This is a genomic window from Pseudomonas saliphila, assembly GCF_008638345.1.
Lineage (GTDB): Bacteria > Pseudomonadota > Gammaproteobacteria > Pseudomonadales > Pseudomonadaceae > Halopseudomonas > Halopseudomonas saliphila.
In genome coordinates this window covers 208,843-229,164 of the sequence record NZ_VTVA01000001.1, presented here as the reverse complement: position 1 = coordinate 229,164, position 20,322 = coordinate 208,843, and the positions used below count along the sequence as shown (strand labels likewise).

Here is a 20,322-nt window from a genome sequence, read left to right as displayed (position 1 = left end):
CTGAACGGGCGTCGTCCGCAACCCCCGCGGCAGCATAGCGCAGGTGCCGGTTATCAGGTACACTCGCGGGCTGTTTTCGGGGAACCTCCCCGCCCATCGCCATGTCTGGCAATCTAGTCTGGAAGATCCTTGCTTTGAGTGACCTGAGCCTAATCCGAAATTTTTCGATCATTGCCCATATTGATCACGGCAAGTCGACGCTGGCAGACCGATTCATTCAGATCTGTGGAGGACTGACCCAGCGCGAGATGGCCGAACAGGTACTCGACTCGATGGATCTCGAGCGTGAGCGTGGCATTACCATCAAGGCCCACAGCGTCACGCTGTATTACACCTCCCGTAACGGCAAGACCTATCAGCTGAATTTCATCGATACCCCCGGTCACGTCGATTTCCATTACGAAGTCAGTCGTTCACTGGCGGCGTGCGAAGGGGCATTGCTGGTCGTGGATGCCGCCCAGGGCGTTGAAGCGCAATCGGTTGCCAACTGCTACACCGCCATCGAGCAGGGCCTTGAAGTGATGCCGGTCCTGAACAAGATCGACCTGCCGCAGGCCGAGCCGGACCGGGTCAAGGCTGAAATTGAAAGCGTGATAGGAATCGACGCGACTGATGCCGTCGTGTGTAGCGCCAAGAGTGGGGTAGGCGTGGAGGATGTTCTTGAGCGCCTGATCGAAGTGATTCCGCCGCCAGTGGGTGAGCTCGATGCACCGTTGCAGGCATTGATCATCGATTCCTGGTTCGACAATTACCTGGGCGTTGTCTCTCTGGTCCGTGTCAAGCACGGGCGAATCAAGAAGGGTGACAAGGTCCTGGTCAAGTCGACCGGCAAGATTCATCAGGTCGACAGTGTGGGCGTCTTCAATCCCAAGCATTCCGCTACAGCCGATCTGAAAGCAGGCGAGGTGGGCTTCATCATTGCCGGCATCAAGGATATTCATGGCGCGCCGGTGGGCGATACGCTGACGCTTTCCAGTACCCCGGATGTGGATATGCTGCCCGGGTTCAAGAAAGTAAAGCCTCAGGTGTATGCTGGCCTGTTCCCCGTCAGCTCCGACGATTTTGAAGATTTTCGCGAGGCGCTGTCGAAGTTGACGCTGAATGACGCCTCTCTGCATTTCGAGCCGGAAAGCTCTGATGCGCTGGGGTTCGGCTTCCGCTGCGGTTTCCTCGGCATGTTGCACATGGAGATCATTCAGGAGCGTCTGGAGCGTGAATACAATCTGGATCTGATCACCACCGCGCCGACGGTGATCTTCGAGGTGCTGAAGAAGGATGGCAGCCTCAGCTACGTTGATAACCCGTCTCATTTGCCTGATCCGTCGATGATCGAGGAAATGCGCGAACCCATAGTGCGCGCCAATATTCTGGTTCCACAGGATCATCTGGGTGGCGTCATCACACTCTGCATCGAAAAGCGCGGCGTACAGCATGACATGCTGTTCCTCGGCACCCAGGTGCAGGTGATCTATGACATCCCGATGAATGAAGTGGTCCTGGACTTCTTCGACCGGCTGAAATCGGTAAGTCGCGGCTACGCCTCGCTGGATTACGCCTTCGACCGATTCCAGGCGGCCAAGCTGGTGCGCCTGGACGTCATGATCAACGGCGAGAAGGTCGATGCGCTCGCGCTGATCGTGCATCGTGATAATGCGGCTTACAAAGGCCGTCAGCTGGTCGAGAAAATGAAGGAATTGATTCCGCGCCAGATGTTCGACGTGGCTATCCAGGCAGCGATCGGCGGGCAGGTAGTCGCTCGTTCGACGGTCAAGGCCCTGCGTAAGAACGTTATCGCCAAGTGTTACGGCGGTGACGCCAGCCGCAAGAAGAAACTTCTGGAAAAGCAGAAGGCCGGTAAAAAGCGGATGAAGCAGGTGGGCAATGTGGAAATTCCACAAGAAGCCTTCCTGGCAGTCCTGAAAGTCGATAATTAGGAATCTCGGTCCGCTACATGACGCACATCAACTTTCCGCTGTTGCTGGTGATCGCAGTCGCCCTCGCTGGTTTCCTTGCGCTGCTGGATCTTGTCTGGTTGGCGCCACGCCGCCGGCGCGCCATAGCGGTCTATCGCAAGCAGACGGATAACGTCGATCCGCAGATTGTGCAACAGCTGGATAAGGAACCGTTGCTGGTTGAATACGGCAAATCCTTCTTTCCGGTGCTTGCGGTGGTGTTGATTCTGCGTTCATTCCTGGTCGAGCCGTTTCAGATTCCCTCCGGGTCGATGAAGCCGACCCTGGAAGTCGGCGACTTCATCCTGGTGAACAAGTTTGCCTACGGCGTTCGTCTGCCGGTGGTCGATACCAAGGTGATTCAGGTCGGGGATCCGCAGCGTGGCGACGTGATGGTTTTCCGTTATCCCAATGATCCGCGTATTAATTACATCAAACGGGTCGTGGGCTTGCCCGGCGACCAGGTTCGCTATGCCGAGAAGCGGCTGTATATCAATGGCGAGGCGGTCGAGACCGAGCTGGTGGACACCCGCGCAGATGATGAAATCCCTGCCGGTCACCCGCTGCAGGCGGTGGCCAAGGCGGAGATATATCAGGAACAACTCGGCGACGTAACGCATCAGATACGCCACAAGCGGCTGTCGCAGCCGCCGCCCCCCAAGGAATGGACGGTGCCGGAAGGTCACTACTTCATGGTTGGCGACAACCGTGACAATTCCAACGACAGCCGCTACTGGAATGCGCCGAACATGCCGCAGGAGTTGTGGGGCATGGTGCCGGACAACTATATTGTCGGTAAGGCCTTTGCAGTATGGATGCACTGGCCTGAACCCAAGCTGAAGAATCTGCCGAGTTTTTCCAGCGTATCGCTGATCAAATAGGCCCACTCCCGGGTCGGCAGGAAAGCATAAGATCAACAACGGACGTTACGAGGTAAGCATGCGCCATTCTCAGAAGGGTATGTCTTTTTTCAGTTGGCTGGCAGTCATAGCACTGGTCGTGTTCGGCCTGATGGTGACCGTCAAGCTGGTGCCGATCTACATGGATCATTTCGCGCTGCGCAAGATCGTTACGTCGGTGAACGAAGACCCGACCATCAAGATCGGCTCATTGCGCGAACTTAGTTCGCATATTAACAAGGGCCTGCAAATCAACAGTATCCGAGATATCAACGCCGCCGAGGCGATCAAGATAAACGCCAACGGCACCGATACCTACACTGTGCTGATCAAGTATGACGTGCGCGCGCCCATGCTGCAGAACGTGGACCTACTGGTCCATTTCGATGAATCTCATATAGTCAGACCAATCAAGTGAGCAATAAGTTAGACCGGCTGGAACGTAAGATCGGCTACAGCTTCAAGGACCAGGAACTCCTGGTTCTGGCGCTGACCCATCGTAGTCTTGGGGGGCGCAATAACGAGCGCTTCGAATTCCTTGGTGACTCCATTCTCAACTTTGTGGCCGCGGACGCGCTGTTCGAGCGCTTCCCGCAGGCTCGCGAAGGGCAGCTTTCGCGCCTGCGCGCCAGGCTGGTAAAGGGCGTCACCCTCGCCGAGCTGGCCAAGGGCTTCGAGCTGGGAGAGTTTCTCCGCTTGGGTTCCGGTGAACTCAAAAGCGGTGGTTTCCGGCGCGAATCCATTCTCGCCGATACCACAGAGGCGATTATTGGTGCCATCTACCTGGATAGCGGGATGGAGACGGCGCGCGAGCGTATTCTGTTCTGGCTGACCGATCACATTGCCTCGCTGACTCTGGTCGACAATAACAAGGACCCTAAAACGCGACTGCAGGAATACCTCCAGTCGCGTCAGTGCGAACTCCCTCGATATGAGGTGATCGAAAGCAGTGGCGAAGCGCATTGCCGTACGTTCAAGGTTGAGTGTCAGGTCGCTCCTCTTGGGGAACCGACCTTTGGCGCTGGCAGTAGTCGTCGTTGCGCCGAGCAGGAAGCGGCGCAAAAAGCCCTAATCGCCCTTGGCGTGGAGAAGTTGGATGAGTGAAGTTTCCCGTTGCGGCTACGTAGCCATTGTGGGTCGACCGAATGTCGGCAAGTCTACGTTGCTCAACCACATCCTTGGTCAGAAGCTGGCGATCACTTCGCGCAAGCCGCAAACCACGCGTCACACCATGCTCGGTATCAAGACCGAGAACGGTGTTCAGGCCATTTATGTCGACACTCCCGGTGTGCACAAGGACAACGACAAGGCGCTGAACCGGTTCATGAACAAGAGTGCTACTCAGGCCCTGCGCGACGTGGACGTGGTGTTGTTTGTGGTCGACCGCACCCGTTGGACCGACGAAGACCAGATGGTTCTGGACAAGGTGCGCTACGTAAAATGCCCGGTTCTGCTGGTGGTCAACAAGGTTGATCGCATGGAAGAGAAGGGCGACATGTTGCCGCATCTGGAATGGCTGACAACCCAGCTGCCGGAAGCCGAAGTCGTTCCCGTGTCGGCACTGCACGGACGTAACATTGAACACCTGGAAGAGCTGATAGCTAGTCGTCTGCCTGAGAGCGAACATTTTTACCCCGATGATCAGCTCACTAACCGTAGCTCCCGGTTCCTGGCCGCCGAGTTGGTCCGTGAAAAGGTGATGCGCCAGCTCGGTGCAGAAATCCCTTATCAGGTCGCGGTGGAAATCGAGCAGTTCAAGCAGGAAGGCAAGGTTCTGCATATTCATGCCCTGATTCTGGTGGAGCGCGAAGGCCAGAAAAAAATCATCATCGGGGATGGTGGCGATCGTATGAAGAAGATCGGCCAGGAAGCGCGTCTGGATATGCAGAAACTGTTCGGTAGCAAGATCATGCTGAATTTGTGGGTCAAAGTGCGTCGTGGCTGGTCGGACGATGAGCGCGCGCTCAGCTCGCTGGGTTACCGTTTCGAGTAACTGTTTAGCGAGGCCGGCTGCCGGGAACGGCGGTTGGCCTGGTGATCCCCCCGTATGTGGCCGCAACACGATTATCCCGAAATGGTCGCTACTCGCACTGCGACGTCTCATGCGGCACGCTAACAGCCTCACAACCTCAAGAGACCCTGGATGAGCCGCCCTCTCAGCCCTGCCTACGTTCTGCATAGTCGCCCCTATCGCGACACTAGCGCGCTGGTGGATCTATTTACGCTTCACCATGGTCTGCAGAGGGCTGTATGGCGAGGCGCTCGTGGCCAGCGTAAAGGGCTCGTGCCGCAAGCCTTTATGCCGCTAATGGTCGCCACCGTCGGGCGCGGCGAACTGAAAACCCTGACTCAGGCTGAAGCCGCCGGCTCTTACGTGTTGTTGCAGGGCGATGCACTGTTCAGTGGTATGTATCTCAATGAATTGCTGATCCGCCTGGTGTATCCGGGTGATCCGCAGCCGGTATTGTTTGCCGCCTATCAACATGCCCTGGAGCAGCTTGCCAGTAACGCCTCGGTTGAGCCCGTACTGCGTCAGTTCGAATGGCAACTACTGGACGGGCTCGGCTACGGCTTCAGCCTGACCGTGGACGCCACGGGGCAACCGGTGTCAGCCGATGCTCGCTATGTGTGGCAGGCGGAGCAGGGCCTGGTGGTTCTGGAGCGGGATAACAACGGCGGCGTGCCTGGTAGCGCGCTGCTGGCCATGGCGGCCCATGATTGGCGCGAACCGCAAACGCTGCGGGCAGCCAAACAGTTGATGCGCCAGGCACTGGCACCGCACCTGGGTAATCGGCCGTTGATAAGCCGCTCGCTCTTCACTCGCCATCCCTTTATTGCCAAAGGAGATTTACCGTGATCAATCCACAGCGCGTACTGCTGGGTGTGAACATCGACCATATCGCCACGTTGCGTCAGGCACGCGGCACGCGCTATCCGGATCCGGTCCAGGCGGCCATTGACGCTGAGCAGGCCGGTGCTGATGGTATTACGGTGCATCTTCGCGAGGATCGCCGCCATATCCAGGAGCGCGATGTGCGCCTGTTGGCGGAGGTGCTGCAGACCAGGATGAACCTGGAGATGGCCGTCACCGACGAAATGCTCGCCTTTGCCCGCGAGATTCGCCCGGCGCATGTCTGTCTGGTGCCTGAGCGACGCGAGGAGCTGACTACCGAGGGCGGGCTGGAAGTCGCGGCTGATCAGGCAAGAATCCAGCGAGCGGTAGAGCAGCTGAATTCGCAGGGAGCAGAGGTCTCGTTGTTCATTGATGCCGATCCGCAGCAGATCGAAGCCGCGCGCCGCGTTGGCGCCCCGGTCATCGAGCTGCATACAGGGCACTATGCCGACTCCGAAGGCGATGAACAGGTCGCTGCCCTGCAGCGTATTCGTGAAGGGGTTGCCTACGCGCGCAAGCTTGGGCTGGTGGTCAACGCCGGACACGGCTTGCATTACCACAATGTCGAGCCGATCGCGGCGATTCCCGGCATCCACGAACTCAATATCGGCCATGCGATCATTGCCCGCGCATTGTTTTCCGGACTGGCGCCAGCCGTCAGGGAAATGCGTGCCTTGATCATGGGGGCCTCTTCCCCGCAATGATCGTTGGCATCGGAACGGACATAGTGCTGGTCAGCCGCATCGAGGCTGCGCTGGGGCGGCAGGGCGAGCGCTTCGCCCGGCGGATTCTCACTGATACGGAGCTGGAGCGCTTCAAGGCCCATTCGCAACCGGCGCGCTATCTGGCCAAGCGTTACGCGGCCAAGGAAGCCATTCTCAAGGCGCTGGGCACCGGGCTGGCCAAGGGCATGTCCTGGCACTTTATGCAGATAGACAATGATCCGCAGGGCGCACCTCAGGTCATTCTGAGCGGAGTCGCCGCCCAGCGGCTGGCACAGGGCGGCGGAGGGCGCATGCTGCTCTCGCTCAGTGACGAGCGTGAGCAGGCGCTGGCATTCGCGGTCTGGTCAGCCGAGTAGCGCGCGTTCGGCTTTAATGGCGGGCTATGAGACGTGAACTGAGCCCAGACGTGCATAGCTGACCTGCAGCCGCCCGGCTGCCTCCAGCAGGGCATGAATGGCTTCCAGGCTCTCTTCTCCGTGCTTGATCAGGGTTTCCGCCTGGTAGCAGCAATCGCGCAGCTCCGGCACCCCACAGTATCGCGTGGCGCCATGCAGGCGGTGCACCGCTTCGAGTAACGCCTGCTGGTCATTTGCCCGGCTCGCCTGTTCGATCTGCCGAGATTCTTCAGGCAGCCCCGCCAGCAACATATTCAGCATGTCTTCGGCCAGGTCAGCTTTGCCGGCAGCCAGTCGGAGCCCTTCCTCAGGGTCGAGTATTCGAGTATCGCCATACCCGGGTTCGGCGCGCAGTGGTTCACCCTTTGGCGGGTTCGGCCCGTCCAGTGCCAACAATTCCGCGCCGGTCCATTTCTGAATGCAATGGCGTAGCTGCTCCGGGTCGATCGGCTTGCTGATGTAATCGTTCATGCCGCATTTGAGCAGCTGCTGGCGTTCACCCGGCAGGGCGTGCGCGGTCAGCGCGATGATGGGCACTGCTGTACTGCGGGCGAGCGTTTCACGTTTGCGAAGCTCAACCGTGGTCTGCCGCCCATCCATGCCGGGCATTTGCACATCCATGAACACCAGCTCGACATGCTGATCTTCCAGCACCTCCAGCGCCTGCTCACCGCTGGTTGCCAGCACTACCTCGGCTCCCATATCAGTGAGAAGCGCCTGAACCAGTTTCAGGTTGGCCGGGTTGTCGTCCACGCACAGTACGCGTATGCCGGGGGACGCAGAGCGTGGCAGCAGATTGACGGAAGGGGCGCTCGTCGCTGGCTTGAGCAGCAGCTGCGTAGCGGCGCGGAAGAGTTTGCGTGTGCACACCGGTTTGGACAGCACCTGGCATTGCGCACGGGGCAGGGCATCGAGCTCCCCGTAATGCTCGGTGGTGTCGGTGAATAGCAGTGTTTTGCACCAGTCGTGTTGGGCCCAATAACCGATCATGTCGAAGATCGAGGTCGTCGAACAGGTGCTGCTGGTGCTGAGCAGCGCCAGGTCGATACGCTCCTTGCCCCCTTCCAGCGCCAGATGCAGCGTCTCAGGCGTATCGAACAGCTGTACCACCAAGCCGAGATCTTCCAGGATATGCATGATTGATTGACGGCTGAGCAGCTGTGGTTCGACCAATGCAGCGTGCATCCCCTGCAGCGGTTTGGGTGGTAAGTCGTCCAGCGCCTGGCTGGACTTGCCGAGGCGCAGCGTCAACCAGAACTCCGAGCCTTCACCCTGCTGGCTGTGCAGGCCGATCTCGCCCTGCATCTGCTCAACCAGGCGCTTGGAAATGACCAGTCCAAGGCCGGTACCGCCGCTCTGGCGTGACAGCGAGTTGTCCGCCTGACTGAACGCCTGAAACAGCGACTTCTGTTGGGAGGGGGACAGGCCGATACCGGTATCGGTCACGCTGATGCGCAACAGGGCGAAGGTATCGTCTTCCTGCTCCAGCATGACGCGCACGCTGACGGAACCGCGGTGGGTGAACTTGATCGCATTGCTGACCAGATTGGCGAGGATCTGCTTGAGACGTAGCGGATCGCCGCTGAGCCCGAGCGGCGTGTCGCGATAGATGATGCTGACCAGCTCAAGCCCTTTCTGATGGGCCGCCGGAGCGAGCATGGTCAGGGTGTCCTGAATCAGGTCGCGCAGGTTGAACGGCAGGTTGTCGAGTACCAGTTTGCCGGCCTCGATCTTGGAGAAGTCGAGAATCTCGTTGATGATCGCCAGCAGGTTATCGGCCGATTTCTCGATGGTGCCCAGGTACTCCTGCTGCCGACCGCTGAGTTCGGTGCGTTGCAGCAGATTACTGAAGCCGAGTATGCCGTTGAGCGGCGTGCGCAGCTCGTGACTCATGTTGGCGAGAAATTCCGACTTGATGCGGCTGGCTTCCTGAGCGGTCTTGCGGGCCAGATCCAGTTCGATGTTCTGGATCTCGATCGTTTCAAGGGTCTGGCGCAAGTCCTCGGTCGCCTGATCGATGTTCTGCTGGAGCTCGCCCTGAGCGCTCTGCAGCGTCTGCGCCATGGTGTTGATACCCACAGCCAGCTCATTCAGTTCGCGGCTGCCCTGCGGTGGCAGGCGGATATCCAGCCGTCCTTCACTGATGCGGCTGATGGCCTGATTGACCTGGGCGATCGGGCGGGTAATGCGCCGGCCCATCAGCCCCACTACCGCGCCGGTGATCACCAACCCGAGCACAATCAGCACCAGCGCGCTCAGCACCGTCTGGTAGCGGCGAATAATGGTGTTGCCGTGGCTAAGTTCGACTTCCACCCAGCCGAGCAGGGCATCCGGCTCGACCGTCGGCTGGGAGCGTAGGCCGGTCAGATCGGGGCTGGCCAGAAGGGGCAGTTTGAAACGGCTGCTGGAACTGCTGGCCTGCACCTGCAGGCCAGATCCGGCACCGAAATCACTCTGATGGATGCGCTCTGCCGTATGCATCTGCGGACCGCTGTGCTCCAGGCGCTGCATGTCGGCATCGTAAAGGGTGACGGCGCGGACATCGCGGTGATTGAGGGCGACCGACATCATCGGTCTAAGACGTTCCGGCTGGCCATCGAGCAGCGCAGCGGACGCCGGGCTTTGCAAATATTCAGCGGTCAGCAGGCCGCGCTCAAGTAGCTGCCGGTCCAGATCCTGCACATGCTGCCAGCTGAAATACACCCCCAGGGAGAGGGCCAAAATGCCAGCAGGAACCAGCGTCATCGCCAGGATGCGGGCCTTGATGCCAATCTCGTTCATTATGTGTATCCGTCTCTCCGATGCCGGTATCATATGCCGACTGACACAAAAGCACAGCCTTGCGCACGGCTTGACCGGGCGCGGCCGCAAGGGTGGATGATGAGCATCGAATTTCCGACCATTGCCGATTTCATCGGTAACACTCCCCTGGTAAGACTGCAGCGTATGCCAGGTGAGACCAGCAATACCATTCTGGTCAAACTTGAAGGTAATAATCCGGCCGGTTCGGTCAAGGATCGCCCGGCGCTGTCGATGATTCTGCGTGCCGAGCAGCGCGGCGAAATCCAGCCCGGCGATACCCTGATCGAGGCCACGTCCGGTAACACCGGTATCGCGCTGGCTATGGCCGCAGCTATCAAGGGTTACCGGATGATCCTGATCATGCCGGACAACATGAGCAGCGAGCGCAAGGCGTCGATGGCAGCCTACGGTGCCGAGCTGGTACTGGTGTCGCAGCAACAGGGTATGGAAGGTGCGCGCGATCTTGCCGTACGGATGCAGAGCGAAGGTCGTGGCAAGGTCCTCGACCAGTTTGCCAATCAGGATAATCCGCAGGCGCATTACGCCACCACCGGACCGGAAATCTGGCGCGATACCCAGGGCACCATTACCCATCTGGTCAGTTCGATGGGCACGACCGGCACCATCATGGGCCTGTCGCGCTATTTCAGAGAGCAGAACCCGGCCGTACAGATCGTTGGCCTGCAGCCGGTGGAAGGTGCAGCGATTCCCGGTATTCGCCGCTGGCCTGAAGCCTACTTGCCACGCATCTTCGATGCCTCGCAGATTGATCGCGTGATTGATATGGCCCAGGACGAAGCTGAAATCACCATGCGTCGACTGGCACGGGAAGAGGGCATCTTCTGTGGCGTCTCGTCGGGTGGAGCCGTCGCTGCCGCGCTGCGCCTGTCCGCTGAAGTCGAGAACGCCGTGATCGTTGCCATCATATGTGATCGGGGTGACCGTTACCTGTCCACCGGTGTGTTTGACCCCAAATCATGAAGCGTTCCTACGGACGGGCGCGGCGCACGACGGATGCGCCCGCTGCGATTGGGCAGCGTATCGAGGTGCTGCTCGAGCGCCTCAGTCATGATGGTCGTGGTATCGGCCGTTGGCAGGGCCGCACGACCTTCGTCGAAGGCGGTTTGCCCGGCGAGCGGGTAACCGCACGCGTCGTCCGTGCGCGCAGCAAGCTGATTGAAGCGCGCCTCGATCAGTTGCTCGAGCGTAGCCCCGACCGACAAGCGCCCAGATGTCAGCACGCTGACCTGTGCGGCGGTTGCAACCTCCAGCATATGTCCCACGCCACCCAGATCGAAACCAAGCAGCAGGCGCTGGCCCAGCAATTGCAACATTTCGCTGGTATAACACCAGAGCGCTGGATGCCACCGTTGCTCGGGCCGGCCTATGGTTACCGTCAGCGCACCCGCTTATCGGTACGCTGGGATCAACGGGCAGCGCGATTGCAGACAGGTTATCGCCAGCGCGCGAGTAATGAGCTGGTAGAGATCAGTGAATGTCCTATTCTGGTTCCTGTACTCGAGGCGCTGGTCAAGGCTTTGCCGGCCGCCTTGCAGCAACTGAAGGCGCGCACCAGTTTAGGGCACGTGGAGCTGATCGGGGGCGACGCGCCGGCTATGGTAGTGCGGCACATTCGACCGCTCGGACAGGAGGATATTCAGCTGCTTGAAGACCTTGCGCAGCGCCACCATGTTGATCTGTGGTTCGAGGGCGAGGGTGAGGCGATGCGCCACGGTGACGACGCGGCGGCAACCTCCGAACTGGCTTACCGGCTGGAAGAACAGCAATTGCGCTTCGCCTTCGCACCTGGCGACTTTACTCAGGTCAATGCAGTGATGAATCAGCAAATGGTCAACCAGGCAATGGACTGGCTGAACGTGGAGGCCGGACAGAAGGTACTGGATCTTTTCTGTGGAGTGGGTAACTTCTCGCTGCCGCTGGCACAGCGGGGTGCTGAGGTAACGGGCGTTGAGGGTGACGCGCGTATGGTCGAGCGGGCCAGCATGAATGCACAGAATAATGGCTTCGACGCTGTGCACTTTTGCCAGGCCGACTTGTCGAAGCCGTTCACAAACGAAACGCTGGATCAGCAATACCAGGCGGCTCTTCTCGATCCGCCACGCGACGGGGCCGAAACACTGGTGGCCGCGTTGGCCGAGCGAGGCATCGGCAGGATCCTCTACGTATCCTGTAACCCGGCCACGCTGGCCCGCGACGCGGGTATTCTGGCAAGCAAGGGTTATCGGCTGGTTCAGGCGGGCGTTATGGATATGTTCCCGCAAACGGCCCATGTGGAAGCCATGGCACTGTTCGTGTCGGGCAAGGATAAAAACCAAAATGGTACAAGTCAGAGCTGATTATCCGGTCAACCACGATGGAAGTGTTGACCTCGATGCCTGGATGGCTCGGATAGAGAAGCGAGTGCCCCTGGCGCAACCTGCGCGCCTGCGCGAAACATGCGAATGGGCCAAAGAATTGGAAGACGCGGCGATCGCCGCGGAAAATATCTGGGGCACCGGTAACAGCAGCTTCCAGACCGGACTCGACATGGCCGACATTCTGGCCGATCTCAAGCTGGATCAGGACTCCCTGGTCGCGGCTGTCATCTACCGCGCGGTGCGCGAACACAAAACTGATCTGGTTGAAGTCGAGCGCCGTCTGGGGCCCAGTGTCGCCAGCCTGGTGGACGGTGTGCAGCGCATGGCGGCGATCAGCGTATCGCAGAATCCCGGCAAGGCCAGCGCCTTCGGCACCCAGGCGCAGGTGGAAAATCTGCGCAAGATGCTGATCACCATGGTCGACGACGTCCGCGTCGCGCTGATCAAACTGGCCGAGCGCACCTGCGCCATCCGTGCGGCCAAAGACAGTTCGGAAGAAAAACGCTACCGCGTTGCCCGCGAGATCTTCGACATCTACGCGCCGCTGGCGCACCGTCTGGGCATTGGTCATATCAAGTGGGAGCTGGAGGATCTGTCCTTCCGCTACCTCGAGCCGGTGAAGTACAGGCAGATTGCCAAGCTGCTCGACGAGCGCCGTCTCGATCGCCAGGAGTACATCGAGGAGGTGATGGCGCGGCTGCGTGCCGAGCTGGACGCGGCGCACATCCATGGCGATATCACCGGACGGGCCAAGCACATCTATTCGATCTGGCGGAAGATGAGCCGCAAGGGCATCGATTTCAGTCAGGTTTATGACGTGCGTGCGGTGCGTATTCTGGTGCCGCAGGTACGTGATTGCTACACCGCGCTGGGAATCGTACACAGTCTGTGGCGACACATCCCCAACGAATTTGACGACTACATCGCCAATCCCAAGGAGAACGGTTACCGCTCTCTGCACACCGCGGTGGTTGGCCCGGAGGGCAAGGTGCTGGAGATCCAGATTCGCACCCACGCCATGCACGAAGAGGCCGAACTGGGCGTCTGTGCGCACTGGCGTTACAAGGGCACTGATCTCAAGCAGACCTCCGATGCCTACGAGGACAAGATCGCCTGGCTGCGCCAAGTCCTTGAGTGGCATGAGGAAATGGGCGATATCGGCGGGCTGGCTGAACAGCTGCGCGTGGATTTCGAGCCGGACCGGATCTATCTGTTCACCCCGGACGGCCACGTGCTGGACGTGCCCAAGGGCGCCACGCCGCTGGACTTTGCCTATCGGGTGCATACCGAGGTCGGGCATAGCTGCCGCGGGGCCAAGGTCAACGGTCGTATCGTGCCGCTGAACTACGTGTTGCAGACCGGCGAGCAGGTGGAAATCATCACCGGCAAGCAGAGCAGCCCGAGCCGCGACTGGCTGAATTCCAACCTGGGCTACGTCAATACATCGCGCGCCCGGGCGAAGATCCAGCACTGGTTCAAGCAGCAGGCCCGCGAGCAGAACGTGGTCGCCGGCAAACTGATGCTCGAGCGCGAGCTGACCCGGCTAGCGCTCAACGGCGCGGATTATGCCCAGCTGATCGATCGCCTCGGCATCAATACCCAGGAGGATCTGTTTGCTGCCGTTGGCTCGGGTGATGTGCGGCTTGCGCACGTGGTCAATGTCGCCCAGCAACTGGTTGAGCCGGATCGCAACATCGATCAGCTGACGCTGGTGCCACGTCGGGCGAACAAGAATGGCCGTCGGGGCGATGTATACATTCAGGGTGTGGGCAATCTGCTGACGCAGTTGGCCGGTTGCTGTCAGCCGGTGCCCGGCGATCCGATCATCGGCTACATCACGCTGGGTCGCGGGGTCACCGTACACCGCGCCGACTGCGCGACGGCCATGCAGCTGCAGGATCAGGTAGCGGAGCGACTGATCGAAGTGAGCTGGGGCGGCAAGCCGGTGCAGACCTATCCGGTGGAGATCTACATCAAGGCCTACGATCGGTCGGGCCTGCTGCGCGACATATCGCAGCTGTTGGCTAACGAGAAAATCAATGTGCTGGAAGTCAGTACCCGGACCAACAAGGAAGATAACTGCGCGGCCATGCTGCTGACGGTGGAGATACCCAATCTCAACATGCTGGGTCGGCTGCTGGGGCGCATCAGTCAACTGCCGAATGTCATCGAGGCCTGGCGTAACCGTCAGCAGAACCGGGCGTGACCTATCAGTTGGATGACCTGCTGTATCTGATGCGACGACTACGGGATCCTGCGCACGGCTGTCCGTGGGATCTCGAACAGTCATTCGAGACCATCGTGCCGCACACCCTTGAAGAGGCCTATGAGGTCGCCGATGCGATAGCTCAGGGGGATTTCGAGCAGCTGTCCGGAGAACTGGGCGATCTGTTGTTTCAAGTGGTGTATTACGCTCAGCTCGGACGTGAAGCTGGGCATTTCGGCTGGGACGCCATCGTCGATGGTATTACCCGCAAGCTGGTACGCCGGCATCCCCATGTGTTCCCCGACGGTAATCTGCGCACGCCACCGGGCACGCGCAGTCTGAATGCCGAGCAGATCAAGCACCGCTGGGAGGAAATCAAGGCCGAGGAGCGCGCCGCCAAGGCGAGCGCGCCGCAGCAGCTGTCACTGCTGGATGATGTTCCGCATGCATTGCCCGCACTGAGCCGTGCACAGAAGCTGCAAAAACGGGCCAGTCGCGCCGGTTTCGACTGGTCTGAAACGGCGCCGGTGATCGACAAGGTGCAGGAGGAACTTGACGAGATCCGGCAGGCGCTGGCTGCGCGCGACCAGCAGGCGGTGGCGGAGGAGGTCGGTGACCTGTTGTTCTGTGTGGTCAACCTGGCGCGTCATCTGCAGGTCGATGCCGAGTCCGCATTGCGGGCCGGGAATGCCAAGTTTGAACGGCGGTTCCGGTATATCGAAGCGCAGCTGGCGGCCGCCGGCACCAGCGTGGAGCAGGCAGCGCTCGAGCACCTGGACGCTTTGTGGGACGCAGCCAAGCATCACGGCCTGTAGAATACGGCGTTTCGTCAGCCTGGCGAAACGCCGCTTGTTCTAGTGTTCGGTTTCCTGTTGTTGTGCCGACAATGCCGCCAGATGTTTACGGCTGAGTGCCAGATAGCGCGGCGTGGGTCCGGTATCGCCATATAACGGGTCGCCCATCTCATCTTCAGCAATCACTTCTTCCCCAGGCTCATAGGGCAGCGACGCTTCGAATTCCTCCAGTGCTGCAGACAGCAGGTCGGTGATCAACTCCTCGACGCAGCGTTTGGGATACATTTCCTGCAGCGCAGCCAGGCGCGCTGCATCCTCCAGCGGCAGCTTCACCTGATAGGCGTTCTGCGTTACGCGACCCTTTCCGGTGCGTTCCCATTCCTGAGTAAGTTCACGGATCTTCATGGTTTTCCTCTTTGACTTCCGCTTGTGGCGATACTGTAAGCCTAGCGCAGTACCTGCGTCTTGTCTGGCGCTTGCCACTGCGCCGCCTTGAACCCATGCTGTAGTAAGTGAACGAACAGGAGCTGAGCATGACCGAGATCGATGCGCGTCTGCGCGAGGAAGTACATGAGCTGGGCGAGTTGCTGGGACAGACCATCCAGGCGCAGTTGGGTGAGGATTTTCTCGAGCGCATCGAGCGTATTCGACTCGGTGCCAAGCAAGGCCGTCAGACCAATCAGGCCGAGTACGACGCCCTGTTGAGCGCCATGCACGACCTGCCAGACGATCAACTGCTGCCGGTGTGCCGCGCTTTCAATCAGTTTCTCAACCTGGCCAACATTGCCGAACAATACCATCGCATCCGGCGTCGTCGTGACGATGAGCAGCCACTGTTCGAGGATCGCTGCCTGAGCGAGCTGCTTCAGCGTCTGCGCGATTCAGGCATGGATGGCAATAAATTGCGTGACCATATTGAGGCGCTGGATATTGAGCTGGTGCTGACGGCGCACCCCACCGAAGTAGCGCGCCGCACGCTCATCCAGAAGTACGATGCGATCGCCGCCGCCCTGGAGCGGGGTGATCATGATGATCTGTCGGCCAGTGAAACGGCCCAGGTGCGTAGCGACCTGGCGCGTCTGATCAGCGAGGCCTGGCATACCGATGAAATCCGCCGCAACCGTCCGACGCCGGTGGATGAAGCCAAGTGGGGGTTTGCGGTTATCGAAAATTCCCTGTGGCAGGCGTTGCCGCAATTTCTTCGCCAGCTGGACGCGCAGATGCATGACGCCACCGGTCACCGTCTGGACAGACGTGCGGCGCCGGTACGAATCGCCTCCTGGATGGGCGGCGACCGGGACGGCAATCCGAATGTCACCGCCGCCGTCACCAGCGAAGTGTTGCTGCTCGGACGCTGGATGGCCGCCGATCTGTATCTGCGCGACATCAGCGCCCTGAGTAACGAACTGTCGATGCAGGCGGCCAGTGAGGCGCTGATGCAACGCGCCGGTGGTGTGGACGAGCCTTACCGCGCGGTGATGAAGGCCCTACGTCAGCGGCTGCTGGTGACGCGCCGTTGGGCGCAGGCAGCCCTGGCCGGAGAGACGTTCGAATCGACCGAGGTGCTGCACCACTTGGACGAGCTGCGCGAACCGCTGGAGCTGTGCTACCAGTCCTTGCTTGACCAGGGCATGGAACTGATCGCCAATGGCCCGCTGCTCGATACGCTGCGGCGGGTCAATGCCTTTGGCCTGGCGCTGGTGCGCCTGGACATTCGCCAGGAAGCCAGTCGACACAGCGACGCGCTCACCGAGCTGACCGAATATCTGGGGCTCGGCAGTTATCAGGAGTGGGATGAAGCCCAGCGCTGCGACTTTCTGCTGACCGAACTGCACAACCGTCGACCGCTGCTGCCGCCGGCATGGAAATCGTCCGATGAAGTGGCCGAGGTGCTGGCCACCTGTCGGGTGGTGGCGACGCAATCGGCTGATCTGTTCGCCTCCTACGTCATCTCCATGGCGTCCTGCGCCTCGGATGTGCTGGCCGTAAAACTGCTGCTGAAATGTGCCGGCGTGGCCTGGCCCATGCGCGTGGTGCCGCTGTTCGAGACACTGGATGATCTGGACAATGCCGCGCCGGCGATCCGGCAACTGCTGGAGCTGGAAGGCTATAGAAGCCTGATCGGCGACGAGCAGGAGGTGATGATCGGCTATTCCGATTCGGCCAAGGATGCCGGGGCGCTGGCCGCGGGCTGGGCACAGTACCGTGCCCAGGAGGCGTTGGTCGACCTGTGCCGCGAACTGGGTGTGCGCCTGCGGCTGTTCCACGGCCGTGGTGGCACGGTTGGGCGCGGCGGCGCGCCGGCCCATATGGCCATTCTTTCCCAGCCTCCGGGGTCGGTTAATGGTCAGTTTCGGGTGACCGAGCAGGGCGAAATGATCCGCTTCAAGTTCGGTCTGCCAGGCATTGCGCTGCAGAGTCTGAACCTCTATACCAGCGCCGTGCTCGAGGCCACGCTACTGCCACCCCCGGCACCGCAGCCGCAGTGGCGCGAGAAAATGCAGCGTCTGGCGGACCGCTCGGTCACTATCTACCGGGGCGTGGTGCGCGACGAGCCGCAGTTCGTCGAATATTTCCGTCAGGCAACACCGGAACAGGAGCTGGGGCGGCTGCCGCTGGGTAGTCGGCCCGCCAAGCGGCGCAGCCAGGGTGGTATCGAAACCCTCAGAGCGATTCCGTGGATATTTGCCTGGTCGCAGACCCGTCTGATGCTGCCCGCCTGGCTGGGTGCAGGTCAGGCCCTGGCCGAGTCGATCGAGCAGGGTGAAGAACCGCTTTTACGCGACATGATGTCCCAATGGCCATTTTTCCGAGCACGGGTTGAGATGCTGGAAATGGTCCTGTCCAAGGCCGACGGCAACATCGCCCGATACTATGAGCAGCGGCTAGCCGAGCCCGATTTATGGCGCCTGGGCGAGACCCTGCGCACCGCACTGCAGCGCGCCATTGACACGGTGCTGCGCTTGCGCGACGCCGATCAGCTTCTGGCGCATGATCCGGTGCTGGCCGAGTCGGTGGCCGTGCGTAACCCCTATATCGATCCACTGCATTTGTTGCAGGCTGAGCTGTTGGCGCGGACACGCAGCCAGGGGGCCGACCAGGACGAGGATCTCGAGCAGGCCCTGTTGGTCACCGTCGCCGGAATAGCGGCGGGTCTTCGCAACACCGGGTAGCCGCGCTGGTGAGGTAGTCCCGGCCTGTCAGTCGGGACTATGGTCTGGCTTGTGCGTGCTGGGCTGTAAGTGTATGTTGAACGCCCTTTTCGCACTGCTTCTGTCGTGCGCGAATCTTGCGCGCCAGCCCCGGCTGGTGCCCGCCAGCCTCCGGTCATGCACCCCAGGCGGCCCCCCGGTTATTCAGTTAGAACGAGGAGTTCAGCAATGCGTGTAATCCTATTGGGCGCTCCAGGCGCGGGCAAAGGCACTCAAGCCCAGTTCATATGCAAGCGTTTTGGTATCCCCCAGATCTCCACCGGCGACATGTTGCGCGCCGCGGTCAAGGCCGGCAGCGAGATGGGGCTGTTGGTCAAGGAAGTGATGGACAGTGGCCGGCTGGTCTCGGACGATTTGATTATCGGCCTGATCCAGGAACGTATCACTCAGGACGACTGCACCAATGGTTTCCTGTTAGATGGCTTCCCGCGTACCATTCCCCAGGCCGAAGCGCTGGTTGATGCGGGCATCGTCATTGACCACGTGCTGGAGATCGCGGTCGACGACGAAGAGATCGTTAAGCGTCTGTCCGGGCGTCGGGTTCATGCAGGCTCTGGCCGTATCTACCACATCGAGCACAATCCGCCGCAGGTTGCGGGCGTGGATGATGCGACCGGTGAGGCGTTGATCCAGCGTGACGATGACAAGGAAGAAACCATTCGCAAGCGTCTCGAGATCTATCACACCCAGACTCAGCCGCTGGTTGAGTTCTACCGCCAGCTGGGTGAGGCTCAGGGCAAGCCGAAGTGCTCGCGGGTTGAAGGCGTCGGCACTGTCGAGGAGATTACCTCCAAAGTGCGCAACGCTCTGGACTGATCAGATCTGCGTGGCAAATGAGCCCGTGCGCCAGAAGTCGCACGGGCTTTTTCGTTTAGGTACAATCTCGCCCCCTCCGTTCGGATGACACATCACGCATGGCCACTCTGCTTGCCCTGGATACCGCCACCGAAGCCTGTTCCGCCGCGCTATTGCACGACGGCAAGGTTTATGCCCGCCATGAGGTAATACCGAGGCAGCATGCCAAGCGGTTATTGCCGATGATTGATGAATTGCTGCAGGAAAGCGGTGTGACCCTGAAGCAACTCGATGCGTTGATATTTGGTCGGGGCCCCGGTGCCTTCACCGGTGTGCGGATTGCCACTGGCATGGTTCAGGGTCTGGCCTTTGCAGCGGATAAGCCGGTGATTGATATATCCAATCTGGCGGCCCTGGCGCAGCGTGCCTGGCGCGAGCACGGCGCCGAGCAGGTCTGTGCCGCGATCGATGCGCGCATGGACGAGGTGTACTGGGGGTGTTATCAGCTGAACAAGGGCGTGATGCAGCTGGTCGGCACCGAGCGGGTCAGTGCACCGGAAGCAGTGACTTTGCCGTCAGGCCTGGACCGACCGACGGGTGCCGGGACGGGCTGGCAATATGCACAGAGGCTCGCGGTACAGGTCGACCAGGCCTGGCCTGAATTGTTGCCTGATGCGCGTGATCTTTTGAGTCTGGCGCTGCCGCGCTGGGAGGCGGGTGACGTGCTCGACGCGGCGGATGCGCAGCCGGTCTACCTGCGCGATCAGGTGGCGACACCGAAACAGTCGCCGAAGTAGAAGCATCTCGGCGAGCACGGTTCGAGTTTGTGGCAGAATGCGAGCTGGGGGATAATTGCCCCTGATTCGCTGTCACAGGTTGGTATTCCCCATCTGACTTTAGATCAGGACGGGGTTGGCCAGCGCCTTCATCAACCCGGAGTTCTCTATGCGTCTGGATGGTCATAATCCGTTCAATACGTTGCCAAGCCGCGGAATACGGCCGGTCATGCCGGCTCCGGGGAGCGAAGTGGCGCGCGTGGATCAGCCTGGGTCTTCAGCCAGGATCGAAATCGCGCGCAGTGCCGATGCCCGTATCGTCAGCGCCTCGACCTCCATCGCCGAATATATTCCGGCTCGCCGGGACAGCGTCGAACCTGTGCACACCCGGGCCGGCCAGGCCTTGGCCAGTTATAACGCCACCGCCAATATGATGATCAAAGACGAGGTCGAAGGCGTGTTCGGCATCGACCTGTACGCTTGATGAGCGTCGAT

18 protein-coding genes are annotated in these 20,322 nt (G+C 60.3%); 16 read left to right on the top strand and 2 right to left on the bottom strand.

The annotated features are described in order from the left end of the window. The first annotated feature begins 134 nt into the window (after nucleotides 1-134). From lepA to acpS, 8 genes are all read left to right on the top strand, one after another. Nucleotides 135-1,934 carry a translation elongation factor 4 gene (gene lepA, locus FHK95_RS01040; protein ID WP_150302727.1) on the top strand — a complete coding sequence of 600 codons (1,800 nt, stop codon included), beginning with the start codon at nucleotides 135-137 and terminating at the stop codon, nucleotides 1,932-1,934. 17 nt (nucleotides 1,935-1,951) lie between these two features. Next, nucleotides 1,952-2,833, top strand: coding sequence for a signal peptidase I (gene lepB, locus FHK95_RS01035; RefSeq protein WP_150302726.1), 882 nt, complete (start codon nucleotides 1,952-1,954; stop codon nucleotides 2,831-2,833). Between the two features lie 58 nt (nucleotides 2,834-2,891). Further along, on the top strand, nucleotides 2,892-3,269 hold the full coding sequence (locus FHK95_RS01030; RefSeq protein WP_150302725.1) for a DUF4845 domain-containing protein: 378 nt from the start codon (nucleotides 2,892-2,894) through the stop codon (nucleotides 3,267-3,269). After that, nucleotides 3,266-3,955 (top strand): ribonuclease III, encoded by a 690-nt coding sequence (rnc, locus tag FHK95_RS01025; protein ID WP_150302724.1) that lies wholly within the window; start codon nucleotides 3,266-3,268, stop codon nucleotides 3,953-3,955. The genes FHK95_RS01030 and rnc overlap by 4 nt, the downstream gene beginning before the upstream one ends. Beyond that, on the top strand, nucleotides 3,948-4,844 hold the full coding sequence (era, locus tag FHK95_RS01020) for a GTPase Era (protein WP_150302723.1): 897 nt from the start codon (nucleotides 3,948-3,950) through the stop codon (nucleotides 4,842-4,844). The genes rnc and era overlap by 8 nt, the downstream gene beginning before the upstream one ends. 150 nt (nucleotides 4,845-4,994) lie before the next feature. After that, nucleotides 4,995-5,708 (top strand): DNA repair protein RecO, encoded by a 714-nt coding sequence (recO, locus tag FHK95_RS01015; RefSeq protein WP_150302722.1) that lies wholly within the window; start codon nucleotides 4,995-4,997, stop codon nucleotides 5,706-5,708. Next, on the top strand, nucleotides 5,705-6,448 hold the full coding sequence (gene pdxJ / locus FHK95_RS01010; protein WP_150302721.1) for a pyridoxine 5'-phosphate synthase: 744 nt from the start codon (nucleotides 5,705-5,707) through the stop codon (nucleotides 6,446-6,448). The genes recO and pdxJ overlap by 4 nt, the downstream gene beginning before the upstream one ends. Further along, nucleotides 6,445-6,825 (top strand): holo-ACP synthase, encoded by a 381-nt coding sequence (gene acpS, locus FHK95_RS01005; RefSeq protein WP_150302720.1) that lies wholly within the window; start codon nucleotides 6,445-6,447, stop codon nucleotides 6,823-6,825. Before pdxJ ends, acpS begins: the two co-directional genes overlap by 4 nt. A gap of 24 nt (nucleotides 6,826-6,849) precedes the next feature. On the opposite strand, the gene FHK95_RS01000 is transcribed toward acpS, so the two are convergent. Next, nucleotides 6,850-9,648 (bottom strand): response regulator, encoded by a 2,799-nt coding sequence (locus FHK95_RS01000; RefSeq protein ID WP_150302932.1) that lies wholly within the window; start codon nucleotides 9,646-9,648, stop codon nucleotides 6,850-6,852. A gap of 96 nt (nucleotides 9,649-9,744) precedes the next feature. Here FHK95_RS01000 and cysM point away from each other — a divergent pair, with 96 nt between their 5' ends. Genes cysM through mazG form a run of 4 tightly spaced genes read left to right on the top strand, consistent with a single transcriptional unit; the run spans nucleotide 9,745 to nucleotide 15,065 of the window. Continuing rightward, nucleotides 9,745-10,647 carry a cysteine synthase CysM gene (cysM, locus tag FHK95_RS00995; RefSeq protein ID WP_150302931.1) on the top strand — a complete coding sequence of 301 codons (903 nt, stop codon included), beginning with the start codon at nucleotides 9,745-9,747 and terminating at the stop codon, nucleotides 10,645-10,647. Further along, complete coding sequence (gene rlmD, locus FHK95_RS00990) at nucleotides 10,644-12,023, top strand: 23S rRNA (uracil(1939)-C(5))-methyltransferase RlmD (protein WP_150302719.1); 1,380 nt, start codon at nucleotides 10,644-10,646, stop codon at nucleotides 12,021-12,023. Before cysM ends, rlmD begins: the two co-directional genes overlap by 4 nt. Beyond that, nucleotides 12,004-14,250 (top strand): GTP diphosphokinase, encoded by a 2,247-nt coding sequence (gene relA / locus FHK95_RS00985; RefSeq protein ID WP_150302718.1) that lies wholly within the window; start codon nucleotides 12,004-12,006, stop codon nucleotides 14,248-14,250. Before rlmD ends, relA begins: the two co-directional genes overlap by 20 nt. Continuing rightward, entirely contained in the window at nucleotides 14,247-15,065 is an 819-nt protein-coding gene (gene mazG / locus FHK95_RS00980; RefSeq protein WP_268977536.1) for a nucleoside triphosphate pyrophosphohydrolase, read from the top strand. Before relA ends, mazG begins: the two co-directional genes overlap by 4 nt. Nucleotides 15,066-15,104: 39 nt before the next feature. Here mazG and FHK95_RS00975 read toward each other — a convergent pair whose 3' ends face one another. Continuing rightward, nucleotides 15,105-15,449: a pilin assembly protein gene (locus FHK95_RS00975; RefSeq protein WP_150302717.1), complete on the bottom strand. Its 345-nt coding sequence runs from the start codon at nucleotides 15,447-15,449 to the stop codon at nucleotides 15,105-15,107. A gap of 128 nt (nucleotides 15,450-15,577) precedes the next feature. On the opposite strand from FHK95_RS00975, the gene ppc reads away from it, so the two are divergent. From ppc to FHK95_RS00955, 4 genes are all read left to right on the top strand, one after another. Continuing rightward, nucleotides 15,578-18,217, top strand: a complete 2,640-nt coding sequence (gene ppc / locus FHK95_RS00970) for a phosphoenolpyruvate carboxylase (RefSeq protein ID WP_150302716.1) — start codon at nucleotides 15,578-15,580, stop codon at nucleotides 18,215-18,217. A 207-nt stretch (nucleotides 18,218-18,424) separates the two neighbouring features. Next, nucleotides 18,425-19,072: an adenylate kinase gene (gene adk, locus FHK95_RS00965; RefSeq protein WP_150302715.1), complete on the top strand. Its 648-nt coding sequence runs from the start codon at nucleotides 18,425-18,427 to the stop codon at nucleotides 19,070-19,072. Between the two features lie 98 nt (nucleotides 19,073-19,170). Beyond that, nucleotides 19,171-19,848, top strand: coding sequence for a tRNA (adenosine(37)-N6)-threonylcarbamoyltransferase complex dimerization subunit type 1 TsaB (tsaB, locus tag FHK95_RS00960; protein ID WP_150302714.1), 678 nt, complete (start codon nucleotides 19,171-19,173; stop codon nucleotides 19,846-19,848). A 148-nt stretch (nucleotides 19,849-19,996) separates the two neighbouring features. Next, nucleotides 19,997-20,311 carry a hypothetical protein gene (locus FHK95_RS00955; protein ID WP_150302713.1) on the top strand — a complete coding sequence of 105 codons (315 nt, stop codon included), beginning with the start codon at nucleotides 19,997-19,999 and terminating at the stop codon, nucleotides 20,309-20,311. The last annotated feature ends 11 nt before the right edge of the window (nucleotides 20,312-20,322 follow it).